The 25143-nt window shown below is 48.4% G+C and carries 19 protein-coding genes; 7 read left to right on the forward strand and 12 right to left on the reverse strand.

Annotated elements, in window-relative coordinates:
* Positions 1-42 precede the first annotated feature (42 nt).
* The 4 genes from AC58PQ_RS14280 to AC58PQ_RS14295 all read left to right on the forward strand — a co-directional run bounded on the left by AC58PQ_RS14280 (position 43) and on the right by AC58PQ_RS14295 (position 8058).
* Positions 43-1083, forward strand: coding sequence for an LCP family protein (locus AC58PQ_RS14280; RefSeq protein ID WP_497242589.1), 1041 nt, complete (start codon positions 43-45; stop codon positions 1081-1083).
* 293 nt (positions 1084-1376) lie between these two features.
* Positions 1377-2723 carry a glutamate-1-semialdehyde 2,1-aminomutase gene (locus tag AC58PQ_RS14285; protein ID WP_497242590.1) on the forward strand — a complete coding sequence of 449 codons (1347 nt, stop codon included), beginning with the start codon at positions 1377-1379 and terminating at the stop codon, positions 2721-2723.
* A 519-nt stretch (positions 2724-3242) separates the two neighbouring features.
* Positions 3243-7784, forward strand: a complete 4542-nt coding sequence (locus tag AC58PQ_RS14290; protein WP_497242591.1) for a glutamate synthase-related protein — start codon at positions 3243-3245, stop codon at positions 7782-7784.
* A 145-nt stretch (positions 7785-7929) separates the two neighbouring features.
* The gene (locus tag AC58PQ_RS14295) at positions 7930-8058 is read left to right on the forward strand and encodes a DUF6254 family protein (protein WP_477589236.1); all 129 of its coding nucleotides are present in this window, start codon (positions 7930-7932) and stop codon (positions 8056-8058) included.
* Positions 8059-8401: 343 nt separating this feature from the next.
* Here AC58PQ_RS14295 and AC58PQ_RS14300 read toward each other — a convergent pair whose 3' ends face one another.
* The 4 genes from AC58PQ_RS14300 to AC58PQ_RS14315 all read right to left on the reverse strand — a co-directional run bounded on the left by AC58PQ_RS14300 (position 8402) and on the right by AC58PQ_RS14315 (position 12036).
* A complete protein-coding gene (locus AC58PQ_RS14300) occupies positions 8402-9247 on the reverse strand; it encodes a DinB family protein (protein WP_497242592.1) in 846 nt (281 codons plus the stop codon).
* Between the two features lie 69 nt (positions 9248-9316).
* Positions 9317-9979 carry a bifunctional 2-keto-4-hydroxyglutarate aldolase/2-keto-3-deoxy-6-phosphogluconate aldolase gene (locus tag AC58PQ_RS14305; protein WP_477589232.1) on the reverse strand — a complete coding sequence of 221 codons (663 nt, stop codon included), beginning with the start codon at positions 9977-9979 and terminating at the stop codon, positions 9317-9319.
* A gap of 30 nt (positions 9980-10009) precedes the next feature.
* Positions 10010-10975: a sugar kinase gene (locus AC58PQ_RS14310; protein WP_497242593.1), complete on the reverse strand. Its 966-nt coding sequence runs from the start codon at positions 10973-10975 to the stop codon at positions 10010-10012.
* Positions 10976-11175: 200 nt separating this feature from the next.
* Positions 11176-12036: an inositol monophosphatase family protein gene (locus tag AC58PQ_RS14315; protein WP_497242594.1), complete on the reverse strand. Its 861-nt coding sequence runs from the start codon at positions 12034-12036 to the stop codon at positions 11176-11178.
* 367 nt (positions 12037-12403) lie between these two features.
* Between AC58PQ_RS14315 and AC58PQ_RS14320 the strand changes: the two genes are divergently transcribed.
* Positions 12404-13345 carry a spore germination protein gene (locus AC58PQ_RS14320; protein WP_497242595.1) on the forward strand — a complete coding sequence of 314 codons (942 nt, stop codon included), beginning with the start codon at positions 12404-12406 and terminating at the stop codon, positions 13343-13345.
* 188 nt (positions 13346-13533) lie between these two features.
* Here AC58PQ_RS14320 and fabI read toward each other — a convergent pair whose 3' ends face one another.
* The 5 genes from fabI to AC58PQ_RS14345 form a co-directional block, all read right to left on the reverse strand.
* On the reverse strand, positions 13534-14304 hold the full coding sequence (gene fabI / locus AC58PQ_RS14325; RefSeq protein ID WP_497242596.1) for an enoyl-ACP reductase FabI: 771 nt from the start codon (positions 14302-14304) through the stop codon (positions 13534-13536).
* Between the two features lie 96 nt (positions 14305-14400).
* Complete coding sequence (uvsE, locus tag AC58PQ_RS14330) at positions 14401-15390, reverse strand: UV DNA damage repair endonuclease UvsE (protein WP_497242597.1); 990 nt, start codon at positions 15388-15390, stop codon at positions 14401-14403.
* 331 nt (positions 15391-15721) lie between these two features.
* Complete coding sequence (locus AC58PQ_RS14335; RefSeq protein ID WP_497242598.1) at positions 15722-16039, reverse strand: hypothetical protein; 318 nt, start codon at positions 16037-16039, stop codon at positions 15722-15724.
* Between the two features lie 7 nt (positions 16040-16046).
* Positions 16047-17189: a D-alanine--D-alanine ligase gene (locus AC58PQ_RS14340; protein WP_497242599.1), complete on the reverse strand. Its 1143-nt coding sequence runs from the start codon at positions 17187-17189 to the stop codon at positions 16047-16049.
* A gap of 39 nt (positions 17190-17228) precedes the next feature.
* Positions 17229-18251: an amidase domain-containing protein gene (locus AC58PQ_RS14345; protein ID WP_497242600.1), complete on the reverse strand. Its 1023-nt coding sequence runs from the start codon at positions 18249-18251 to the stop codon at positions 17229-17231.
* A 227-nt stretch (positions 18252-18478) separates the two neighbouring features.
* Between AC58PQ_RS14345 and acnA the strand changes: the two genes are divergently transcribed.
* Positions 18479-21196: an aconitate hydratase AcnA gene (gene acnA, locus AC58PQ_RS14350; protein ID WP_497242601.1), complete on the forward strand. Its 2718-nt coding sequence runs from the start codon at positions 18479-18481 to the stop codon at positions 21194-21196.
* A gap of 238 nt (positions 21197-21434) precedes the next feature.
* Positions 21435-22094: a spore cortex-lytic enzyme gene (sleB, locus tag AC58PQ_RS14355; protein WP_497242767.1), complete on the forward strand. Its 660-nt coding sequence runs from the start codon at positions 21435-21437 to the stop codon at positions 22092-22094.
* Between the two features lie 111 nt (positions 22095-22205).
* Here the strand turns inward: sleB and AC58PQ_RS14360 are convergent, their stop codons facing one another.
* The 3 genes from AC58PQ_RS14360 to AC58PQ_RS14370 all read right to left on the reverse strand — a co-directional run bounded on the left by AC58PQ_RS14360 (position 22206) and on the right by AC58PQ_RS14370 (position 25081).
* Positions 22206-23123 (reverse strand): SRPBCC family protein, encoded by a 918-nt coding sequence (locus tag AC58PQ_RS14360; protein ID WP_497242602.1) that lies wholly within the window; start codon positions 23121-23123, stop codon positions 22206-22208.
* Positions 23124-23240: 117 nt separating this feature from the next.
* On the reverse strand, positions 23241-24137 hold the full coding sequence (locus AC58PQ_RS14365; RefSeq protein WP_497242603.1) for a cation diffusion facilitator family transporter: 897 nt from the start codon (positions 24135-24137) through the stop codon (positions 23241-23243).
* 200 nt (positions 24138-24337) lie between these two features.
* Positions 24338-25081: an IclR family transcriptional regulator gene (locus tag AC58PQ_RS14370; RefSeq protein WP_497242604.1), complete on the reverse strand. Its 744-nt coding sequence runs from the start codon at positions 25079-25081 to the stop codon at positions 24338-24340.
* Positions 25082-25143 lie beyond the last annotated feature (62 nt).

Here is a 25143-nt window from a genome sequence, read left to right on the forward strand (position 1 = left end):
TAAATCACGTTGAATTTTACCCTTGAGAGGAGCTTAACTTGTATGAAAATCTTCAAACGGACCATGCTCCTGATCGTTATGCTTCTATTCGTAGTCGCAGGCTATTATTCTTACTCTATCTACAGCTTCGCAAATAATATCTCGCATAAATCAGATAGTACGAAAGGGACCGGAAGTGCAGGCTTTATTCCCGACACCGTAAAGGAAAAAGGAGATAAGTACACGCCACCCAAATGGGAAGGCAAGCAGCGCGTGAACATTTTGCTCTTAGGCGGCGATTCTCGCGGCATGGTGAAGAATGAGCTGCCGCGTTCGGACAGCATTATGCTCGCCTCTATCGATCCTGTCACGAAGAAGGCTTATCTATTCTCAATTCTGCGGGATACGTACGTGAAAATCCCTGGCGAAGGCGAAGACCGGATTAACACCGCGATTACGACGGGCGGTCCGAATTTGGCTATGAAAACCGTCAGTGATCTGCTCGGCATTCCTGTTCAATATTATGTATATACAGATTTCAAAGGCTTCATCGCCTTGATTGATGCGGTAGGCGGTATTGATATTGAGGTCGAGAAGGATATGAAATATTCCGACTCCGAAGATGATCATGTGTATGATATTAATTTGAAAAAGGGGCAGCAGCATCTGGATGGCAAAACAGCCCTGCAATATGTTCGCTTCCGACATGATGCGTTATCCGATTTCTCCCGAACAGAGAGACAACGGAAGTTCCTGACAGCTGTTGCGAGTAAAATGCAATCAACGTCATCTATAATCAAGCTGCCGCGCATTCTGAATGCAATCGATCCTTATATCGATACGAATCTCAGTGTAACGGACATGCTCAAGCTCGGAAGTCTTGGCTATGAAGCCAAAGCAGATGGGATCGTATCATCGCAGCTTCCGCCTTCGGACCTGCTCATGGAAAGAACGATCCGCGGCGCTTCGGTGATTACAGCGGATAAATTGAAGCTCCAGCAATATATTAAAGAACTTTTCGCTGGTAAGGCGGACGCCGATTCAGGTCCAACCAAGCCTTCACCTTCGCCAACGCCGAAGGTGACAGGGAAAACGATGAAGTAAGTTACGGATAATAAGAGTGGGTATCCACTCTTATTTTTTGTGTGAGCGCTCAAGCGCATGAATATGCCTATGGGTTATTGACTCTGACTTGCTGTCCGAGGCGGTGTATTGCGAAACGTAATAATTGCGAGTGACAAAAGTGGAAAATTGTCATTTGTAAAATGTCAGTGCGGTGAAATGAAGGTGCATGCATACACAAAGTCAGACCATGTCCCCTCTTGAAAGGGAACGTCATCGCGCATGAAAATTCAACAAATTCAAAAACTACTACATATAAAGGAATGATACTCCCCATGGAACGCAAGCAATCCGAGCTCCTCTATCAAGAAGCACTTAAACACATCGTCGGCGGGGTCAACTCCCCCTCCCGCTCATTCAAAGCCGTTGGCGGCGGCGCGCCCGTCTTCATGAAGCGTGCGCAAGGCGCACACTTCTGGGACGTAGACGGGAATCGCTTCATTGACTACCTCGCCGCCTATGGCCCGATCATTACCGGTCACGCGCATCCGCACGTGACCGAGGCGATTTACCGTGCCGCACAGAACGGCACGCTGTACGGCACCCCGACCGAACTCGAGATCGAGTTCGCTAAGATGCTGAAGTCGGCGATTCCCTCGCTCGACAAAGTGCGCTTCGTCAACTCCGGCACTGAGGCCGTGATGACGACGATCCGCGTGGCGCGCGCGTTCACGAAGCGCACCAAGATCATTAAGTTCGCCGGGTGCTACCACGGCCACTCGGATCTCGTGCTCGTGGCGGCCGGCTCCGGGCCGTCCACACTGGGCATACCAGATAGTGCTGGGGTGCCGGCGAGCATCGCGCATGAGGTCATCACCGTGCCGTTCAATGATATTCCGGCACTAGAGACCGCGCTTGCGCGCTGGGGTGAAGAGATCGCCGCGGTGATGGTGGAGCCCATCGTCGGCAACTTCGGCATGGTAATGCCTCATGCCGGTTACCTTGAGCAGCTATGCGCGGCTGCTCGCAAACACGGTGCCCTCGTCATCTACGACGAGGTGATCACGGCGTTCCGATTCCATTACGGATCAGCACAGACCTATGAAGGCCTCCCTATTCTAGAGGGAGGCTCTACCGAGGCGGCGGCGCGCTTCGCCGCCGTGGAGCCGGACCTGACGGCCCTCGGTAAAGTGATCGGAGGCGGGCTGCCGATCGGGGCCTACGGGGGCCGCAAGGAAGTGATGGAGCAGGTCGCTCCGCTCGGACCTGCTTATCAAGCCGGCACGATGGCGGGGAACCCCGCCTCCATCTCCGCCGGCATCGCCTGCTTGGAGGTGCTCCAGCAGCCGGGAGTATACGCCAAGCTCGAACAGCTTGGCACACGCCTTTCACAAGGCATCGCAGAATCCGCCGCCCGCCATGGCATTGCCTTGACGCTGAACCGCATCGGCGGCGCCTTCTCTACGCACTTCTGTGATCATCCGATCACCAACTATGATGAAGCGCAGGATACGGACGGCGATCGCTTCGCCGATTTCTTCCGACTTATGCTGGAGCAAGGCATCAATCTTGCGCCTTCGAAATACGAAGCTTGGTTCATGACGATTGCCCATACGGATGAAGATATTGCCCAAACGCTCGAGGCCGTAGATCGCGCTTTCAAAGTGATGAAAACACGCTGATTGTCCCAAAAACGAACTATGATCCTATTAGGATTATAGTTCGTTCGTCTTTCCACCCTTACATGAGTTGTTAGAATTTTTGGTTTTATTCACCAATATACAAAAAAGGTAACGCTTACATTCGTGATTTGCGTTTGCAAGTATTGTCGGATGAAGTTTTTCATGCTATTCTAAGATTACTTTTACCCTTTTAGCGAAACGGCTTGATTACACAGTATTTTCCTAGAAAGTTAGGGCATGATTTACAAATACTACACGGATTTTTGTGTGCGGTGCCTTACTTTCCTATGAGTCGATTTATGCCGTATTTTAAGAGTTATATCTCCTGTAAATTGGCATGATATTCAGTTATATTGCATTTTTATACACAAACATGCATATTTCGGTTTTAGGCATATTGTGGATTTCCCCCCTAAAAAGTGAAAACTGGCAGGCTCATCGGCGCCAGAATGCAAGAAGCGTAAGCAAGAGGAGTTTAATTATGTATGGGAGGTGACGGTCAGGCGACTGACCAGAGCAATGAATGAAATTATGCGTAATGAAGGCCGTTTTCAAGATCTACTAGGAACCGAACACGACAGCTGCGGTATTATTTGTATTATTGAAAAGAATGGTCACCCTTCCCGTGATAACATCCAAAAAACGATTGATGCCCTTGTTAAAATGGAACATCGTTCAGGATTTATCAATGGTGAAGGCGATGGTTGCGGTATTCTAACAGACATTCCACGTACTCTCTGGGAAAAGAAATTAACAGATGCGGGTCTGGACGGCAAGCTTGCTTATGACAACCGTTTTTCTGTTGGACATATCTTTGTTCCACGCAAGTTGGATTTGACTGTTACTGAGATTCAAAACGGCATTCGTGAGCTTTTTGCCTCCCATGATGTATCCATTATTCTTGAGCAAGAAAACCTCGTTGACAGCGGTTCGCTAGGCGCTAACGGTTTGCTCGATGAGCCAACGTTCTGGCAAATTGCAGGGATCTCCAACAAGACGGAAGGTCAAGTTGCCGATCACCTTTATGAGCTGCATATTGCGATTGAAGATCGTTACAACGTCCATGTTGCTACACTTAGCAATGTGACCTCTGCCTACAAAGTACTAGGTGCAGCAAGCATCCTTCCTAAATATTTTAACGACTTGCGTGATCCTTTATTTGCGTCCCAAGTTACGATCGGTCATAATCGTTATTCAACAAATACATTGTCCAGCTTCTTCCGCGTTCAACCGTTCTCCCTTCTTGGACACAACGGTGAAATTAACACGGTAAAGAAACTTCGTCTTGAAGCTGACATGGTTGGCGTTCCGCTTGTTAGCGGCGGCTCCGACTCCCAAGACATGAACAGAACGATTGAGACGTTCATTCACCGTTTTGGATTGTCCCTTTTCGAAGCGATGGAATTGGTATTCCCTCCTATTATTAATGAAATGAAACAGTTCCGTCCGGAACTTCAAGATCTATATGTGTACTACCGTCAAGTATGGGGCCACTTTGCTCAAGGTCCAGCGGGTATCGTTTCCCGTTACGGTAACGAGTGTATTTTCAGCGTTGATGCGCTAGGTCTTCGTCCTGTATGGATGGTTGAAAGTGACACGTCCCTATACTTCTCATCTGAGCAAGGTGTTATTACAGTTGGCGAAATGGTTGCTGATCCGAAGCCAATCGCTCCAGGCGAAAAAGTCGGTGTTGTTCTGACACCAGGCGAGCACATTCAAGTGATTCCTTATCACGAAGTTCAAACCTTGGTGTATGAGCGTGTAAGCAAGCGTGTGAATTTGGGCGGTCTCCGCTCTTATTTGAACCCTGCTCAAACGAATACAGAAGCCGAGCTTAATGAGAATATTGTTACAACAGATCAAGTTTATAGCGCATTTGGTTGGGATCGTGACGGTATTTCACACATTGAATCCATGTCCGAAACTGGCGCTGAGCCGATTCGTTCACTCGGTCATGATTCACCTCACGCAGCGCTTGCATGGGAACGTCAGAACGTGCCAGATTTCATTAAAGAAAGTGTTGCCGTTGTAACAAACCCTGCCATTGACCGTGACCGTGAAATGGAGCATTTCTCAACACGTGTTATCGCTGGAGCTCGTCTACCTGTATTCGCACAGGTGGATAGCAACCTTCGTCTTGAGCTTCTTACTCCGCTAGTTCTTGAAGGAACGAACGGTGTTGGCAGCGAAGAGCACTTGTCCCAACCATCTTTGGAGCAATTGCTTGCACAATTCCGTGCGCAAGGTGATAACAAAGTCGCTGTTCTATCCACAACATTCGCAAGAGGAACTTCTCTGAAGGATGGCTTGGCTAAACTTGCTGAAGATGCGATTTCCGCTGCACGTAATGGCGCTGTTCTTCTCGTCTTAGATGATTCAGAAGCTCACCAAAATGACCGTTTGTGGCTGGATCCGCACCTTGTCGTTTCCAAAATCGACATCGCACTTCGTGCGGAAAAGCTTGGTTTCGGCGACAACCTGCGCCGTCATGTTACGCTGATTCTTCGTTCAGCTGCGATTCGCAGCCTGCATGATATTGCTGTAGCTTGTGGTCTAGGTGCCGATGTCATTTCACCTTACTTGTTGTTCTCCACGGCTTCTGACAAAGAAGGCCAGGCAGCAGCAGCACGTAAAGTGTACGCGGCTCTAACGAAAGGGCTTGAAAAAGTCATTTCAACAATCGGAACGCACGAGCTTCGCGGGTACACACGTTTCTTCTCCTCCATCGGCTTCCACCCGGAAGTATCCGAGGTACTGGATATCGTGAACTACCTGGGTAGTGAAAAAGCAGGAACTGGCTTTGTAGAGCTTGAAGCTCAAGCAGAAGCACGTTATGCGGACTACACGAATCCGAAAGCGAAAGCAGCGAAAAACTTCCGTTTCTTCCAACGTATGTGGAAAGCACTAGGCGATGCTGCTTCAGGAGCTGCTCCTTACAGCGACTACCGCGACAAGCTGCGTGAAGAAGAGAAGAAGAACCCGATTTCCATTCGTCACATTGCGGGCTTCAAAGCAATTAGCGATGGCCGTCAGCCGCTCGATCCGTCGCAAGTTGATATCTCCATTGGCGGTCACTCTTTGCCGATGTTGATTTCTTCCATGTCCTTCGGTTCACAAAATGAAACAGCTTTCCGTGCCTACGCTGAAGCCGGCGAACGCCTGAACATGGTAACCATGAACGGCGAGGGCGGAGAGATTAAAGATATGCTTGGCCGTTACAAAAAAACGCGTGGAGCGCAAGTCGCTTCCGGACGTTTCGGTGTTAACATTGAGCTTGCTAACGCAGTAGCTTTCCTTGAGATCAAGATCGGTCAAGGGGCAAAGCCAGGTGAAGGCGGTCACTTACCAGGATCCAAAGTAACAGCTAAAATCGCTGAAGCACGTAACGCTACAATCGGTTCAGACCTGATCTCGCCATCCAACAACCACGATATTTACTCGATCGAGGATTTGGCGCAAATCATTTCCGAGCTTAAAGAAGGCAGCGGACGTAAAGCCAAAATCATCGTTAAAATCCCAGTTGTTCCTGGTATCGGAACGATTGCGGTTGGTGTTGCTAAAGCTGGCGCTGACGTGATTACCCTTTCCGGTTTCGACGGCGGTACAGGTGCGGCTCGTATTCACTCCTTGACGCACGTTGGTCTTCCTACCGAGATCGGTACGAAGCTTGCTCACGTTGCTTTGATTGAAGCTGGTCTTCGTCACCGCGTTGAGCTATGGTCCGATGGCGGTCTGAAATCAGGCGCTGACGTTGTTAAAATGGTATTGCTCGGTGCGAACCGTGCAGGATTTGGTAGTATCGCCATGCAATCCATTGGTTGTACAACATGTCGTGGTTGTCACTTGGACACTTGTCACGTGGGTATCGCGACTCAAATCGATTCCATGGAAGAAGCCGAAGAAAAAGGTCTTCGCCGTTTCGTACCTCGTCAATTCGATGTGGCTGTAGACAGCTTGGTTCGATTGTTTGGTGGTATTGGTGAAGAAGTACGTGAAGTCGTTGCTTCCCTTGGTTTCTCAAGCTTACAAGAACTCGTTGGCCGTTCCGATCTTTTGGAACAAATCAGCCACATTGAACGAATTGATCTATCCGATATTCTTCGTCCAGCTCCACTTCAGTTCATCTCTGAAGAGACAAGAGCGGCTGAAGAAGCAGCAGTTTCGTCTGATATCCGTATCGCGGCTGGTGCAGAAGGTTTGGAATTCTTCCCGGATTCCGTATCGTTCGATGCTCCTGTCGTTCGTAACTGGTCCAAAGTGGACGCCGAGTCCCGTATTCTAGGAACTCGTTATTCTAGCCATCGTGTAAGAGACCGTTTCGACGGCAGCTACGATGAACTTCCAGCTGTTGCTCTTAACTTGATTGACGGTTCCGTTCCTGGTAACGGTCTTGCCGCATTCAACGCACGTGGTGTGAACATTACTGTTCACGGCGGAGCTGAAGATGGTCTTGGTAAAATGGCCTTCGGTGGTAAAGTTGCCATCGTGAAGTCGCTTGGCCATAACAACACCTTCATCAACGGCAGCGTTGGTAAATCATTCGGTTACGGCGCTCAAAAAGGTTTGTTCTTGATCCAAGGCAGCGCAGATACACGTGCATGTATCCGTTTCTCCGGTGCTGACGTTGTATTCGGCGGCGAAATCACGACACCTTTGCAAGATGAGCTTGGTGGTCTAGCAGCACGTGCGAACCTCAAAGGCTTCGCGTTCGAGTACATGACAAACGGCCGTGCCGTTGTTATGGGCGATCCAGGTCCATGGATCTGTGCCGGTATGACTGGTGGGGTTATCTACCAACGTCTCGTGCCAGAAATGGGTCTTGATCAAGCAGCCATCGAACGACGTATTGCTAAAGGCGCTAAAGTTAAACTTGAGCCGATCGGCCTTCAAAGTAAAAAAGATCTTACCGAATTGCTCACAGCTTACCACGCTGAGCTTGCGAACTCCGGTCAATCGGAAGCCGCAGCTAAAATCGAAGGTTTGCTAAGCAATCTTGAAGCTAACTTCATCCGTATCTCCCCGGTCAACATGCAAGCTGACCAATCCGTTGCTACGGAATAGGATCTCTGTAACAAGCTCCACCCGACCTTCATTGGTCAGGTGGAGCTTTTTTTGCAAGTGATGGTTCATACCTTGCATAAAATAAGCTCATCTATCGCATTTTATTAGTGCAACACCATCCGCATGCCAGAGGAGGTTTTTAGCGATGAGCCACTCAAAACGCCGCGAAGAAGCTGCATGGAAGGGTCGTAAACAAGCTCAACATCCACCACATGGTAAGGTGAAAGCCCTGGCGGAATTCGCCAGCGAGTATGACGCGGAAAACCAGAAGTGAGAAAACCTCTATCGAGGCCATTCAATGATGAGCGACCGCGTTTAGAGGAAAGTTTTATCGCCAATTAGAAAGATGTTTTCGGGAACCGAAAACTTATACTTTCTAATGTGGTAAATAAGCCCCCCTCTCCTCCCACACGTTAGAGGGACCAACACAAAGAGCCCGTTCGACCCGTTTCTACGGAAACTAGGTCTTCGGGTTCTTTGTGTAATCGAGATGTTCGGGATAGTGCTCTGGGCTGAGCTATGGACACTTTCCCTCACTCAGGACGGCAGGCATCTTGATAGTGTCTGACGAGTCATGGGGATAGTACTGGTAACGCAGCACAGTAGCCGAGTCGCCTCTAGCAGCCATGCTTTTCGCGGGTACGCCATATAGCACGTATGTGATGGTTCGCGTGGCCGGCCATCATTTTCAGCAATTGAGCAACACTTTCTTCTCTTGTGGACGTGCGGATGGTTCTTTCCAGCGCACTAGGTAGATGTTTGCACAGGCCAAGAATATGCCCTCTGGCGGCACGGAATAAAAGCATTTCATTCGTAAGCGGTCTTTCCTCATAAGCTAATCCTCGCTGCCAATCGTCTGGATGAAAAGAACTTCCTTGGTACATTCGCCCAGGCTCGGCGAGCGCGAATTTCACTTTGTTCATGGCGATTAGCTCTAGATCAATTATATGGCACACATGTTCGCGGATGGACCACTTGTCTGGATGTTCCTTGAGACTGAGTTGTGACTCAGATAAGCTTTCTATCGCCATCTCCAGCTCAACCGATCCCGCTTCGAACATCAGCACGATGTCCCCCTCGGAGGGAAACAGTTCCTCCCAGTACACGAAAGTGTACCCGTCTATCGTGGGCACATGCAGCTCACGAATATGTCCTGGCTCTTCATGAATCGTCATGGCAGCCTGATAGCCGTTTGAGCGCAAGCTCGCCTCCATATCTGCCACGGAAGGGACGCCAATGTAAACAAGACCCCCAGGTTGTGGGGATGTGTGATTTGGTAGCAGCCAGCGATCCGCTTCTCCTTCAGCGATCAACACTGCATGATCTTCTGTCCTGCCGATGCGCAGCAAGACCGCATAACCCTCTTCAGCAAGCTCTATCACTTCCCAGCCTAGCTGGCTTCTATAAAAAGCTAACGAAGCCTCCAGGTTGTCCACCCTCAGCAAAAGTCTAGCTTGCTTCATTTTCTATGCCTCCATTTCCGCGCATAAAAATACGCTCCGTCCTAATTTCGACGGAGCGCACTTCCATACCTACTTCTTAGCCGCTTGATAGGCTTCGATATATTGAGCAGCCTTCTTCGCTACAAGGCTGTAGTTTCCTGTTTTGACCGCTTCGCTGGTCAAATCGGAGCCGATGCCGACAGCAACTGCGCCGGCTTGGATCCATTCGCCGAGGTTGCTCAGCGACACCCCGCCAGTAGGCATAATGTTCGCCTGTGGCAGCGGACCTTTAATGGCCTTAATCATCGCCGGGGAGTACAGATTACCCGGGAAGAGCTTTACAATATCTACGCCAAGCTCCAGCGCGGCTTGGATATCAGCAATCGTCATGCACCCTGGCATGATGGGTACACGATACCGGTTACACAGCGTAACCGTGTTCGGGTTCAAGGACGGGCCGACAACGAACTCGGCCCCGCTAAGGATCGCGGCACGCGCCGTTTCGGGGTCTAGGGCTGTGCCCACCCCGATAATCGCGTACTTAGACGCGTCCTTCGCTGTGCTCGAGTAGCGCTTCGCAAGCTCCTCGATCGCGCGCAGCGCGAATGGTACAGTCATCGTGACTTCGATGACTTTAATACCGCCGGCGATGGCTTGATCCGCCATTTCGACGACTTCTTCTGGAGTATCGCCGCGTAGGACGGCAACAACACCCTCATTTGTAATTTGCTGAAGTAATTGAAGTTTTTTCACAATCATCTTCCCTTCTATGTCTGTGCTTGTTTAACGTTCTATATGTTTAATATTGTTAAGTACCGCTTCCACTTGCTCCCACGTCGGAGCGCCTTCCCAGTCGCCTTCTGTCTGCACGATCATGGAGCCCACCAAATTACCGATGCGAACTGCCTCTGGGTACTCATACGCCTTCAGCACGCCAACCAAAAAGCCCGCGCAAAACCCATCGCCCGCACCCACGGTATCAATGACTTGCTCTGCTTTGAAGTAAGGCACCGTCGTAATGGTATCAGCTGTTACGACGTACGTCACATCTTCTCCACCTTTGACGATGGATACGGCCGACAACTCGCGCAGCTTGCTCACAATGACATCCCAGTCTTCTGTTTGGTACAGCAGCTTCAGCTCATCCAAGCCTGGCAAGAAAATATCGCACAGCTTCGCAAGCTCTAGCAGCACTGGACGTGCCTCTTCGATATTCCACAGCTTTAAGCGCAAATTCGGATCAAAGCTAACCTTCACACCATGCTTACGTGCCATGCGAACGGCTTCGAAAGCTGCAGCTCTACACGACTCACTTAACGCCGGTGTGATACCGGTAATATGCAATAGCTTAGCCCCAGCGATGTACGCCTCATCCAAATGGCTCGGGCTCATCTGACTTGCTGCCGAGTTTTTGCGGTAGTAGTAGACGGACGTTTTGCCCATCATCACTTCACGCATCATAAGCCCTGTTGGCGCCTCTGCGGTCAACTCCGCGCGAGAAACATCGACGCCTTCACCTCGGATTTTTTTGAAAATCATACGACCTAGCGGGTCCTTCCCCAGCCTGCCAAACCAGCCTACGCTGCCGCCAAGACGTGAAATCCCGATCGCCACATTGCTCTCTGCACCGCCAAAAAGGCTATGCAGCTCAGAAGAATACTCCAAACCCTTACCGCCTGAAGGCATTAGCAATGCCATTGTTTCGCCAAACGTAATAATATCTGGTCCTGATCCTGTATTTATCAACATAGAAGCACTCCATCCATTCCGATCACGACTCGCGTGTCCTGTTAATTGAAACGCTTAAATAAAGAGATATCTCATATTATAGTGGATTTGAACGGATTTCACCAGACTTTTACCAAGCGTTGCGCCGTTTCCAAATAGAGGAAAAAACCTCTCGTACAATCATTCCACAAGGAACGATCATGCAAGAGGTTGGATTATTTCTATAGCCCCGTCGCCTCAGCCACAGCTAGCTCATGCTGAAACTCCTCGTGAATGCGCCCATTCGACGCCAATACGTTACGGACACCCAAATGATACGGCTTGCCTTCCGTATCCGTCACACGGCCGCCTGACTCTTGAATGATCAAGGCACCTGCTGCAATGTCCCAGGCATTCAGACCAATTTCCCAAAAGCCGCTAAGACGCCCAGCAGCCACATAAGCCAAATGCAGCGCAGCAGAGCCTGCTACTCGAATGTTGCGTACTTTGGGCGATAGCGCCCCAACACCCTTCAGATTAATTGGCAAAGCTCCATCGCGATCAGCCGGGAACCCCGTGGCAATTAAACTGGTGAGCAGTGTCTCCTCCTCGGAGACCTCTGTCTTCTTGCCGTGCATGTAGGCGCCTTTCCCTTTCTCCGCTACAAAAAGCTCGTCGCGTGACGGGTCGTATACAACCCCTACGATCACTTCACCCTTGTGCGCAAGCGCAATGGATACGGAGTAGAAAGGAAAACCGTGTACGAAGTTCGTTGTCCCATCGATCGGATCTACGATCCAGAGATACTCTTCGTCACTCATCTCTTGCAGCGCTTTGGCCGACGCTTCAGGACCTGGTTCAACGCCTTCCTCCCCAAGAATGGAGTGGTTTGGGAAATGGGTCATAATGAGATTGCGAATCAGCTTTTCCGAGCCTTTATCAACCTCTGTCACAAGGTCTTGAGCAGAGAACTTCGTCCCTACATGATTAATGTCCCCGAGCTTCGTCTTGATCCATTGACCCGCTTTCGCTGCCGTATTAATGGCTACTGCTGTAAAACTTTTACTTCCTACTACGAAGGTTTCCGTCTCACCATGTACCATATATATCAACTCTTTCTTTTCATTAATTTAGATAATACGTTAAGTATAGTAAATTATACGTTTCTAATACTAGTGCGTTTCATCCTAAATTATTCGTACATTTTCACATGAAAGCTTGCCGTCCATTGCATGAGAATCGGTACGATCGCAAAAGAGAAGCAACATCAGGATTAAAATGGTACTAATGAACTAACACTATAAGCAAATGTTGCAATTATAGGATGATGATGCATGTTATCTATTAGAAGTCTATTTAGTAAAAAAAACCAACTCAACGGATCCGTCAAATAACGATCTGCCGATAACGGAGTCAGTTAGCAGCGATATTACCCGCAATTTAGCGGAGTTAAACTCGCGTTTTACCCAAATGCCCGATTTGGTTATTCGCGAATTTGTCATACAACAAACGGGAAAGCGGGCAGCGCTTATTTATTTGGTCGGACTCTCAGATTTGAACGCTATTAATAACAATATACTTAAGCCGTTGCTTCAAAAGTCGGCTACTAGTGAGTCGATGGAAGGCGAAATTCAAATTCCGGTGTCGGTCGGCAATATCCAATGGCTCACGGAATGGTTTAAAATCGAAAATGAAATTTTTCAAGGCAGTAGTATCTTGTTTATTGAGGGTCGCACAGACGCGCTTTCTCTGGATACACATGGATGGCCGCAAAGGGCGATCGAAGATCCTCAGCTTGAGTCTTCCTTAAAGGGGGCTCATCAAGGCTTTACTGAAACGGCTGGACAGAACATTGCTTTGGTTCGACGCTATATTGCAAACCGGGAACTGAAGATCAAGAAGCTTACGGTCGGAGCTAGAGGGAACACCCAAATCTTACTCATGTACTTGGCTGATGTGGCGAACCCAGAAATACTTCAAGAATTGGAAGACCGTATTACTCAGTTGTCTGTGGACTCTATTATTAATTCAGGAGAATTGGCAGAATTTTTTGAGGACAACCCGTATTCTCCCTTTCCGCAATTTATATTAACCGAGCGGCCGGATGCAGCCGCTTCCCAACTATTACAGGGTAGAATTGTGGCCATCGTTGACGGGTCCCCAAGTGTCCTTATTGCACCGGCATCGTTTTCATCCTTTTTTCAGAATGTCGATGATTATGGCACCCGTTGGATGGTATCCACTTTTTTGCGACTCCTGCGATTTTTAGCGTTTTTCATCGCGCTTTTCTTGCCGTCCTTCTATATTGCGTTAATTTCATTCAATTTCGATCTTATTCCAATCAAGCTGTTGTTAACTATCGGAGAATTTCGGAGTAATTGCTATATTTCTTTATTCCTCCCACTAATATAATTGTATAAAAACAGACAAAATACGACTATTTTCGATAGGACTTTAGGTGTTATTTATGCCTTTCAACCACCTCTTTCATGAGATGAATTATCGTGTGCAATGTGGAGTTTATGTGAAGTCCCCCCCTCGGGCGCACGCAGAACAACCCTCAAGCCGCGGCTTGAGGGTTGTTTGTCTCATACTTCTGTTTAAATACCAACGATGTGGTACCCGCCATCTACATATATAACTTCGCCAGTGATGCCGCGGGACAAGTTGCTCATTAGGAACATGGCCGTGTCGCCAACTTCAGCTGTATCTGTTGTTTTACGGAGCGGAGCCTTCTCTTCGACTTGACGCAGGATGGAGTTGAAATCCTTGATCCCTTTGGCAGCCAAGGTACGGATCGGACCCGCTGAGATACCGTTCACGCGAATGCCGAATTGACCAAGATCTGCCGCCAAGTAGCGAACGCTCGCTTCAAGTGCCGCTTTGGCAACACCCATGACGTTGTAGTTCTTCATTGCGCGCTCTGCGCCAAGGTACGTCATTGTCATGATACTTCCGCCTTCGGTCATTAGCGGGTAAATACGTTTGGAAACTGCTACTAGGGAGTAGGCGCTAATGTCATGCGCAAGCGCAAAGCCTTCGCGTGATGTATCAACGTACAGCCCGTCGAGTTCTTCTGTTTTAGCAAAAGCAATACTATGTACAAGCCCGTGCACCACACCGAACTTCTCTTTAAGCGCGGATGCCAAGGTATCGATCTCTGCATCAACGGTTACGTTACACGGCATCAAAGTTGAGCCTGGAATCGTGTCTGCTAGCTTGCGTACGCGTTCCTCAACGCGCTCGTTTTCGAACGTGAACACAAGATTAGCGCCTTGTGCGGCTAAAGATTGTGCAATGGCCCAAGCGATACTGCGGTCATTGGCAACACCCATTACAAGTATATTTTTTCCGTTTAATAGTTGACTCATGGTTCGTAGAAGCCCCTCTCACAATGGCATGGTTAGTCGTTAGATCTACCATTCAAAGTACCCCATTTTGTCCAACAATTCAAGCAAAATATGGGATTACAGCTGAATCGATGCTTGATCGAGCGCTGTGACGCCTTCTTGTCCCTTCAGGTCCTCCATCAGCTTGAATAAGGCGCCATCCTTCATCTTCGCTTCAATCATGATATCCAGCTTCGGTGTGATTGGGGCTATTGCTTTGAGAAATGTAAATAAGGGCCCAACCTCCACATAGTCGGCGTGACTTCTCGGCTCTGATTCACCTTTGGGGCTGGAAACGTGAATTTTCGGAGGGAGCGTGGCTGAAGCCTCATCGAGATGCAAGCGTGCGCGTGTTAGCCACGTCTCTTGAATGCGAGGCCATAGCTCCGTGACGTCCTCGCCGTTGTTATTAACCGTGTGATGATGAATGTCAAGCACCATCGGGGCACCGACTTCCTCGGCAATCTCAAGCGTTTCTAGCGCGTTGAAAGTTTTGTCGTCATTTTCGAGCGTGATTCGTTGTTGAATGGGGATACGCAGGGAGTTGAAGTTGTGGACAAATCGCTTCGCTGACTTTGTTTTGTCCCCATAAGAACCGCCGACATGGATGTTGCACATCGCCTCCATACCAAGACCCATGGCGTTCAGCATGGCGGAGTGACGTTCTAGATCTTCGATGGATTTCTGCAGCACGTCCTTCCTCGGGGTGCTGAGCACGGTGAAGTGATCCGGATGGAAGCTGACACGCATATGATTAAGCTTGGCATAGCTGCCAAGCTCTTCGAATTCAGCCGCTAGCGCCGGGATTGGATCCCAATCTCCCAGCATCTCATGACCAATCAACGGGATAAAACGGGATGAAAATCGGAACACCATGATATCATGAGCGCGATTATGTTTAAGTAGGCGGAGTGTGTTAAATAAATTTTCAGCGCCGATTCGCTCTAGCTTACGAATGGCTGCCTCGTGATCGAGCAGCTTACTAAAATTTGTTGCCGTCATCGTCTTGGACGGGGAAGCATTCTTAACCACGGTGGACATGGCCACGTATCCGAGGCGAATGAGCATGTTCGGTTAACCTCCAGGTTCGTTCCCAAATGGATTTGTATGGTTGCTTCTCACAAATAGATTGCCCTAGCAAATAGATGCACATACAACGATCAAGTACAAAAGGCCCTTCGACGTTCAAGAACGTCATAAGGGCCTTTGTACTTCTTGAGAAACAATTAGTGCTCGTATTTAATCTCAATACGTGCAAGTATACCAGCTGGATTGCAAACGCTTCGGTTTAGCTATTATATGAAGCTAGCACTCTGTTCGAAAGGGACAACCGAGACCGCATAGAATTATAAAAAGCACCGCCAAAAAAAAGGACGGTGCTTCTCTATATCATTACATCTTAAGCCTGTTCCCCGAAAAACATCTCGAACGCAAGCGAGGTCTGAATGCGAGCTTCTTCCTCCGTCAATTGACGAATCAGCTCCATCTCCACCTGCGTGACTTCTTCACCTTGGAAATTGATTTCCGCGATGGAGGCCACAATGCGTACGATGGCGATCGCCTGGTTCTCAGGCGTGTACGCGATGACCTTCTGACCTGTTGGAAACACTCGGAAGCCGCTCTTTACCATTTTGCCGCGGCCATACTCCAGCAGCTCATAGAGCTCCTGCTCGGACTTAAACTTACAAACTGAATTGAATTCCGTTTGAAAACCCATGGCTCATCTACTCCGCATCGAAAGAATATTGGATATTTTGTTTAGCTGCATGTCGCTCAAGTGCCAGACGAATGAGATCATCCAGCAGCTCTTTATATGGTTTACCTGTCTCTTGCCATAGCAATGGATACATGCTGAACGGCGTGAAGCCCGGCATCGTATTGATTTCATTGATATAGATTTTCTGATCGGCTTTGCCTAGGAAAAAGTCCACACGCGACAAGCCGCTGCCATCTACCGCCAAGAATGCACGGAGCGCCAACGCTCTGACCTCATCTGATATCTCTTGGGAGATCTCAGCAGGGATAATCATTGCCGATTTACCGTCTAGATATTTGGCTTTATAATCGTAAAATTCATTCGAAGATACGATCTCACCAACAACAGAAGCGATAGGCTCATCATTCCCCAGAACGGCAACTTCGATTTCGCGAGCATCAATGTTTTCTTCAATAATAACTTTGCGATCATATTGAAAGGCGAAAGCAACCGCCGCGATCAGCTCTTCTTGATTCCTCGCTTTGGAGATCCCAACGCTTGAGCCTAAGTTAGCCGGCTTTACGAAACACGGATAACCGATTGCCGTTTCCAGCTCCATAAGGTGATAAGCGCGATTCTTCTCCCACTCTGTGCGGGTAAAATGACGGAAAATACACTGAGGAAGCCCTTCCTGCGCGAATACCTTTTTCATCATGACTTTATCCATGCCTACCGCAGAAGCCAGTACGCCAGCTCCCACATAAGGGATATTCGCCATTTCCAAAAGCCCTTGAATCGTACCATCTTCACCGAATGTGCCGTGTAAAAGCGGGAACACGACATCTAATCCGAGATCCTCAGCACCAGCTGAAGTAATAGAAGAAACAGCCACATCGCCCTTCGTTTGGATGCCGCCGAAAATCGGCGCCAAGGCATTGGATGCAGGCGTGCTAGCATCGTCCGTGCTGAAGGTCAGCGCTTCCTTGGTTTGGGCAGGCCCTAGAAGGGGTGCACCGCTTCTCCACTCCCCTTTTTTCGATATATAAAACGGTGTAATCTCATATTTCGTGAAATCCACAGCCTTCATAACCGCCAATGCGGTTTGCAAAGACACGTCATGCTCGCCGGATTTCCCTCCATAAATTAGTCCAATTCGTATTTTGCGGCTCATTACGTACCTCCGTCTAGTATTTACAGTTTCTATGCCTTCTTACATTTCATCCGGAACATGAATGAACACGTATTTCGTCCGTTCCGACCAAGCAGGGGAATCCTTATATGCCCAATACCGATTGCGACTATTAAAGGTATGCGCATTAACAAGCGGCATCCCATTGGCATCTTTTCCGATAACAAACGTATTGTGCTGAAACCGACCATCGCCATCCCAATCATAGCTAATGGTATCCCCTGGCTGAAGATCCCGAGGGTCGCCGATGATTGTACCTGTCAAACCATGGTTGTGGGGACGTTCAAAATAATGATGTAAGCTATTGGCCACAGCCCAACTAAAGCTCCAGAGCTCTTGATGACCTTTTTTCCCAGAATACCACCAACCCGAATCCCTTTTCCCAGTATAGTCCATTGGAGCCCCGCCTGCAAAGAGGCATTGAGACACATAATTCGTGCAATCTACCTCAAAATACTCGTATCTCGGATTTGGTGTTTGCCACCAAGTTTCCGCATATTGGACGGCTTTGGGGCGATTATAAATGATTTTGCGATGAACGGATTCCAGACTGCTCGTATTGCGTATACTAGGATTGATATAAGGAAGAGAAGGTGAGCTGCGCTTGGTGTTTATGAATGTTTCATTCTCTGATAAATGGAAGCTGCGCCCCCGGCTGGGATGCGACCTTTCGCCTTGTAATGGCTCCGCACTTTGGACCTTCCAGGTAGAAGCTCCATTCTCAATAATCACGCGTTCTGACTCTATGCGCTCCTCTTGATGTTCTTTGGAACCAATTTGATAGGTCAAAAATCGATGCAGCTGGATATCCGCAATAATGCCATAAGGCAATTCCTTAACGCCCAGCAGACGAAGCTTTGTTTCGCCCCGCAGCAGCTTAGCATCGCGATCTCGGTAACTGTTCAAGAGCCTTCGTACCTTGACATCCTGTTTCCGTACATAAGCGCTGTCCAAGACAAATGCTTCCAAGGGTGCAGATGAGCCTTCAAGCTCAGCCTGATTTTTCGCATGAACGTAATTATAGAGCGCTGTTTTCCAGGACATCTTGGTATCCCTCCTTAGCTTTTATTAGGGTAGTTATCGGTTTAGGCAGGACAAGCCCGAATTGGTTTGAATTGATTCAATATATGACATTTTGACCGTAAAAATGATTGAAATTAATCTTTACTCACACGTGGTGAGACGCTATACTTGAAGTAGAGGGAATTATGAAATTGAGTTTCATTAGATGAAACCAATGGATGATCTTAATTAATGAGGAGGAACTACCTATGTCCAATAAGGACTCTTTTTCTGTGCGTAAGCAGTTAACTGTCGGCACGAAATCGTTCCAGTATTACAGCCTTCCTGACTTTGAAAGCCAAGGTCATGGCACAATTAGCAATCTGCCTGTTTCCATCCGCGTTTTGCTTGAAGCAGCTGTTCGTCAGTTCGACGGACGCGCGATTACAAGTGAGCACGTGAAACAAATCGCTGGCTGGGCTCAAGGCCGCGATGAGAATAAAGAAATTCCTTTCATTCCTGCTCGTATCGTTCTTCAAGATTTCACAGGCGTTCCAGTCGTCGTTGACCTTGCGGCAATGCGTGCGACTATGGCTCGTGAAGGCGGAGATCCTAAACGTATCAACCCGCTTGTTCCTGTAGACCTTGTAATTGACCACTCTGTCATGGTTGATGCTTTCGGATCCCCGGATGCACTCGAAATGAACATTGACTTAGAATTCGAAAGAAACGAAGAGCGTTACCGTTTCTTGCGTTGGGCACAAACTGCATTTGATAACTTCCGTGCTGTGCCACCTTCAACAGGTATCGTTCACCAAGTTAACTTGGAGTACTTGGCATCTGTTGCAGCAACGAAAACAATCGACGGCGAAACTGTCGTGTACCCAGATTCCCTTGTAGGTACAGACTCCCATACAACAATGATCAATGGTCTTGGTGTCGTAGGTTGGGGCGTTGGCGGTATCGAAGCGGAAGCTGGTATGCTTGGTCAACCTCTATACTTTGTCGCTCCAGACGTAGTTGGTTTCAAATTGACAGGTCAATTGGCAGAAGGCGCTACAGCGACTGACTTGGCATTGACGGTTACTCAAATTTTGCGTAAAAAAGGCGTTGTTGGTAAATTCGTTGAGTACTTCGGTCCTGGTCTAAGCAACATCTCCTTGGCTGACCGTGCAACAGTTGCGAACATGGCTCCTGAGTATGGCGCTACAATCGGTTTCTTCCCTGTTGATAACGAAACATTGAACTACTTGCGTGCTACTGGCCGTGATGAAGAGCAAATCGCGCTTGTAGAAGCTTACTACAAAGCACAAAACATGTTCCGTACTGACAGCACACCAGATCCAGTGTTCACAGAAGTTCTTGAACTAGATCTTAGCACGGTAGTTCCTAGCTTAGCTGGTCCTAAACGTCCGCAAGATCGCGTTGAGCTTACGAACATGAAAGAATCTTTCAATGCTATCATCCGTACACCGATCGAAAAAGGCGGCTACGGTTTGACAGAAGAGAAAGTGGCTGAAGTTGTTGATGTTGTGTATCCAAATGAAACCGTTAAAATGGGTACTGGTGCAGTCGTAATCGCGGCGATTACTTCTTGTACGAACACTTCCAACCCAAGTGTTATGATCGGTGCTGGTCTCGTAGCGAAAAAAGCAGTAGCGCTTGGTTTGAAAAAACCAGCTTTCGTAAAAAGCTCTTTGACACCAGGTTCCCTAGTTGTTACTGAGTACCTGATTAAAGCAGGCCTTCTTGAGTCCCTTGAAGCTCTTGGCTTCCACGTTGCTGGTTACGGCTGTGCAACTTGTATCGGTAACTCCGGTCCGCTTCCAGACGAAGTAAGCAAAGCGATTATCGACAACGATATGACCGTTGCTGCTGTTATCTCCGGTAACCGTAACTTTGAAGGCCGCGTACATGCACAAGTAAAAGCGAACTACCTTGGATCACCTCCACTTGTTGTTGCTTATGCGCTTGCAGGTACTGTGAACATTGATTTGGCAACTGATCCAATTGGTTACGACCAAAACGACAAACCTGTCTACTTGAAAGACATCTGGCCTACAAACCAAGAGATTCAAGATGCGCTTAACGTAGCCATGAGTCCTGATATGTTCCGCGACAAATACAGCAATGTATTCCGTGCGAACGAGCGTTTCAACGCAATTCAAATTCCAGAAGGCGATCTGTACGAGTTCGACACGAACTCCACATACATCCAAGAGCCTCCGTTCTTCACAGACCTAGGCACAGTTCTTGATGATATCGCAGATATTCGCAGCGCAAAAACACTAGCACTTATGGGCGATTCCGTTACAACGGATCACATCTCCCCTGCTGGTAACATCAAAGTTGACAGCCCTGGAGGCCAATACTTGATCAACCATGGTGTGAAAAGAGAAGATTTCAACTCCTACGGTTCCCGTCGTGGTAACCACGAAGTGATGATGCGCGGTACATTCGCGAACATTCGTATTCGTAACCAAGTAGCTCCAGGAACTGAAGGCGGCGTTACAACTTACTTGCCAACTGGCGAAGTTGAGTCCATCTATGATGCTTCCATGAAGTATCAAGCTGAAGGTCAAAACCTTGTCGTTATCGCAGGTAAAGAGTACGGAACTGGCTCTTCCCGTGACTGGGCAGCAAAAGGTACATTCTTGCTAGGCGTTAAAGCTGTTATCGCGGAAAGCTTCGAGCGTATTCACCGCAGTAACCTTGTTGGAATGGGTGTTCTTCCACTTCAATTCATTAACGGCGAAAGCTGGAAAACGCTAGGTATTACTGGCCGCGAAACATTCGATATCACAGGCCTTAGCAATGACGTTCAACCAGGTTCAACGGTAAAAGTTACTGCAACTCGTGAAGATGGCACAAACTTCGAATTCACAGCTCTTGTGCGTTTGGATAGCTTGGTTGATGTAGACTACTACCGTAATGGTGGTATCCTGCAAACCGTTCTTCGTTCGATTCTTGCTGAAAATAAAAACTAATTGTAAGTAACCAGTAAAACACACACACACACAAAGCTCGAGATTGCCATCATGGCAGTCTTGGGCTTTTTGCATATTTATGGGAAAAATCACGCATAATTTCACAAAATCGATGAAACATGCACCCCTCTCAAACCTTAGAGCCCCAAGGCATTGACTTACATTTCCAAAAACTGCGGGTTGAGACGATGTATATCAGGACCCTATACTGAGAACAGCGAAAGGGGAGATGAAGATGATGTTGTTTAAAAAACTAGTCGTAGTCGCACTCGTAGCTTCCTTTGGTTTAGGAATAAACGCAGGAACGTGGAGCCCGAAGGCATCCGCAGCAGGAGCTACTACCTTGAAACAAGGCACTCAAAACGGTGACGTTTGGGACGCGCAATTCCGACTAAAAACTTTAGGCTTATATGAGCCATCTATAGATGGAAAATATGGTCCGACTACAGCCGCGGCTGTTCGTAATTTCCAAACGAATTATGGCTTGAGTGTGGATGGTATTGTCGGTGCGAAAACGTGGGAATATTTGCGTAAATTCACAGTCAATCAAGCTGAGCTCGATATGCTAGCTAAGGTTATTTACAGTGAAGCACGCGGTGAATCCTTTAAAGGTCAAGTTGCTGTTGGAGCAGTCGTAATGAACCGACTACAATCCAGTCAGTTTGATAACACCATTCAAGGCATTATATTCGAGGTTGGTGCTTTTACGGCAGTCAGTGACGGCCAATACAACCTAACGCCAGATAGCGACGCCTACAAAGCCGCCCTGGAAGCCGTGCGAGGCTGGGATCCAACAGGTGGAGCCCTCTACTATTTCAACCCGAAAACAGCGACAAGCTCTTGGATCTGGTCACGTGAGCAAATCGTGCAGATTGGGAATCATATTTTCGCGAAATAATGTGCGAATCTTGTGAGAGCATGATGCTTAGTACTCGAAAACACCTCTAACCGAAGCCGCTATTGAAGCGCGCTCGTGTAGAGGTGTTTTTTTGATATAAGAAGACCGTTGTTATGCTTGCTCCGCCAGCTCCTTCATGTGTTCCATAACCTCAAGATGTACATTGCGAATAATGCTTTTCGTCCATATGTCAAAATAGAGCGATGGCTTTATCTTCAAATCATACCAGCTTGTGCCTACGAGTGTGGTGGTCCCGTCACCATTGTCTTCTAGGATGAATTGTCCCTTGGACAAACTGATATGCCCCAAAATTTCTGGATCGTCAGGGAGCTTGGTAATCGCGAAGGTTAGCTTGCGGTTTTCTTCATACTCCACGATCTTCTCATCGAAAACGATTCCGTTGCTGAAAATGCACTTACGGTCTGCACCAACATACTTGCCTTCTGCCGTTGACTGTACGGGGCTTGGCAATCCGATTTTAAACAACCAATAGTCGGGCTTTGACGTAATGGGCGAAAATGCAGTGACATTTTGCCATACGACTTCGGGCTTGGCATGAATCAGGATGCGGTCTGTGACCTCATTTTCACCTGGTTGAGCGGTAATCACATTCATCAAGATGAGGCCGGACATCGCGGCGATGATGGAGATATTGATCGTCTTTTGTTCCTTTTTGAACATTGTCTTGCCGAGTGTAATGCCAAGTAAAATAAAGAGATAAATTAGAGGAGCCACGATGATAACACAAATGTAGCCTTCGCCCATCATGAAATAACTATAAATGAGAGCCAAAAGCAGATTAAGAAACGCATAGCCGAATACTGGACCAGCAGTCACTCTATGACTTCGCCAGAAATAAGCATTAATAATGCCCATGATAAACGGGAGTAGGACAAAATCAGATAGGATTAGTATACCGCCCGCACCTGTTGATATTTTGACAATATACGCGGTCAAAGCAATTAAACATGCCGCGCTTCCATTTGCCACGAGAATCCCTAACCAGATATCTTTTGCTCTTCTACTCATCGCCTTCACTCCCTTTGACTCAAACATAAACACTGCCGGTAAGATGTTATGACTAATCTAACCCGAATCAGATAGATTGTAAATATTTAGGAAAATAAAAAAAGCTAACGCAGATACTCATGCGTCAGCTTGCTCTTCATACCAGGGATTCAAATGCACCAGCACTTCATCCACATCGCTATGGGCTTCTTTAATTTTCCGCTTAATGTTGCGGCTGATATCGTGACCTTCTTGAATCGTCAGTTTACCCGAAACGCCGAGTCTCGCATCAACTAATATGTAATGGCCATGCTCCCTCGCACGGAGGCGATCGATCCGCTTCACCTCTGGTACACCTCTGATCAACGCGGCATACTGCTCAATATAGTCGGGACTGACACTTCGCTCCATCAAAATATCGAAGGATTCGCTGCCCATTTCGTAGGCGAGTTTCAAAACGAGGAAGGAGACGATAATCCCTGCTACCGGATCTCCGTACCCCAAGTAGCTGATGTTGTACTGATCTCCGATTAATGCCAGGCCAATCCCCACGGAAGCCGCGATTGAGGCGTATACGTCCGCTAAATGGTCGTAGGCTGTAGCAATCAACCCTTTGCTATTGAGCTTCTTCCCAATGCGCATCGTGTAGACATAAAGAATTTGCTTCCAGATCAGCGAAATCACTGCTGCACAAAGAGCAATGATATGCGCCTCACCCGCTGGTTCGAATAGGGCATGAATGGAGTGATAGCCCATATAAATAGCGGCTCCGACCAATATAATAGCAACAATAAAAGCACCGAGTACCTCTGCCTTCCCATGCCCATAGGGATGTTCAACATCCGCTGGTTTCGAGGACACGCGCATAGAGCTGTAGGCGGTTGCCGTCGCGATAACGTCGCCAGCGTTATGAATGCCATCGGCAATCAGTACTTGGCTTTGGAACATAAGGCCGACGATGATTTTGATGGCGGTCAGCACGATGTTACTGGCCAGACTTATCCAGATCGCCAGCATCGAGGCTGTCTTCTTCATGACTTGCCCACTCCCCTTCCAACCAATAGTATGACCTTTCAGAAGTAAAGCATCCGTCGAGGTTGGGTAGGTTGGGTTGGGTGAGGGTATTGTTATTGATTAGAGATAGATGAGCTAGTTGGAGGGTGATGGAGATGGAACGGAATCTTAGACTGTGTGCGAAGCGATAAGCACTTGAGTCTCGCATGGGAACAATGCCGCTAGCGCAGCATCGTCCCCATGCGCCGCGCCGCCTCCATAATCGTCGGCGCCTGCTCTTGCATCAGCTCCAGCGTAAGCCTGTTCGCTGGACCCGAGACCGCGAGGGCGGCGACGAGTCGGCCGCCGCGGTCAAGAATCGGCGCGGACACAGCCGCCGCGCCTGGCTCGCGCTCTTCGACGCTCGTGGCGAAGCCCGCGCGTCTTGTGTCGCTGAGCTGCTGCAGGTATGCCTGCGTATCTAACCCTGTCGGCCAATCGGCCGAGGTTAGAAGCAGCTCCAGCAGCCCTGGCTCAGCAAAGGCGACGAGCACCTTGCTCGAGGCGCCGACATAAAGCGGCATTCGCGCCCCGACAGGGGCAACACGGCGAATGGCATGGTTGCTCTGCACGGCTTGGATGCGTACACGCACCAAGCCGTCCTGTACGTACAGCGAGATCGTTTCGCCGAGCTGATCGCGCAATCGTTCCATCTCAGGCAGCAGAATGATGCCTGGATCTCCTTCTTTGGACAAGTTAGCCGAAAGCTCCCATAGACGGTAGCCTAGTCTGTACTTCTCCGTCGCTTCATCACGCATGATGAAGCCTTTGCCTTCTAGGGATGCTAGAAGGCGATGCACCGTGCTTTTATGAAGCTGCACACGGGTGGCAATTTCGGTTAACGTCAGCTCGGACGCCCCCGTAAAACAAAGCAAAATATCTAAAGCGCGCTCAACAGCACGCACGGTCAGCTTGCCATCTTCCATAGATGAGTCACCACTTTCATGAGCCAAACTGTTTCACTATATGAAACCTTGTTATGTTCAGT

It is taken from the genome of Paenibacillus sp. J22P143 (assembly GCF_059692035.1).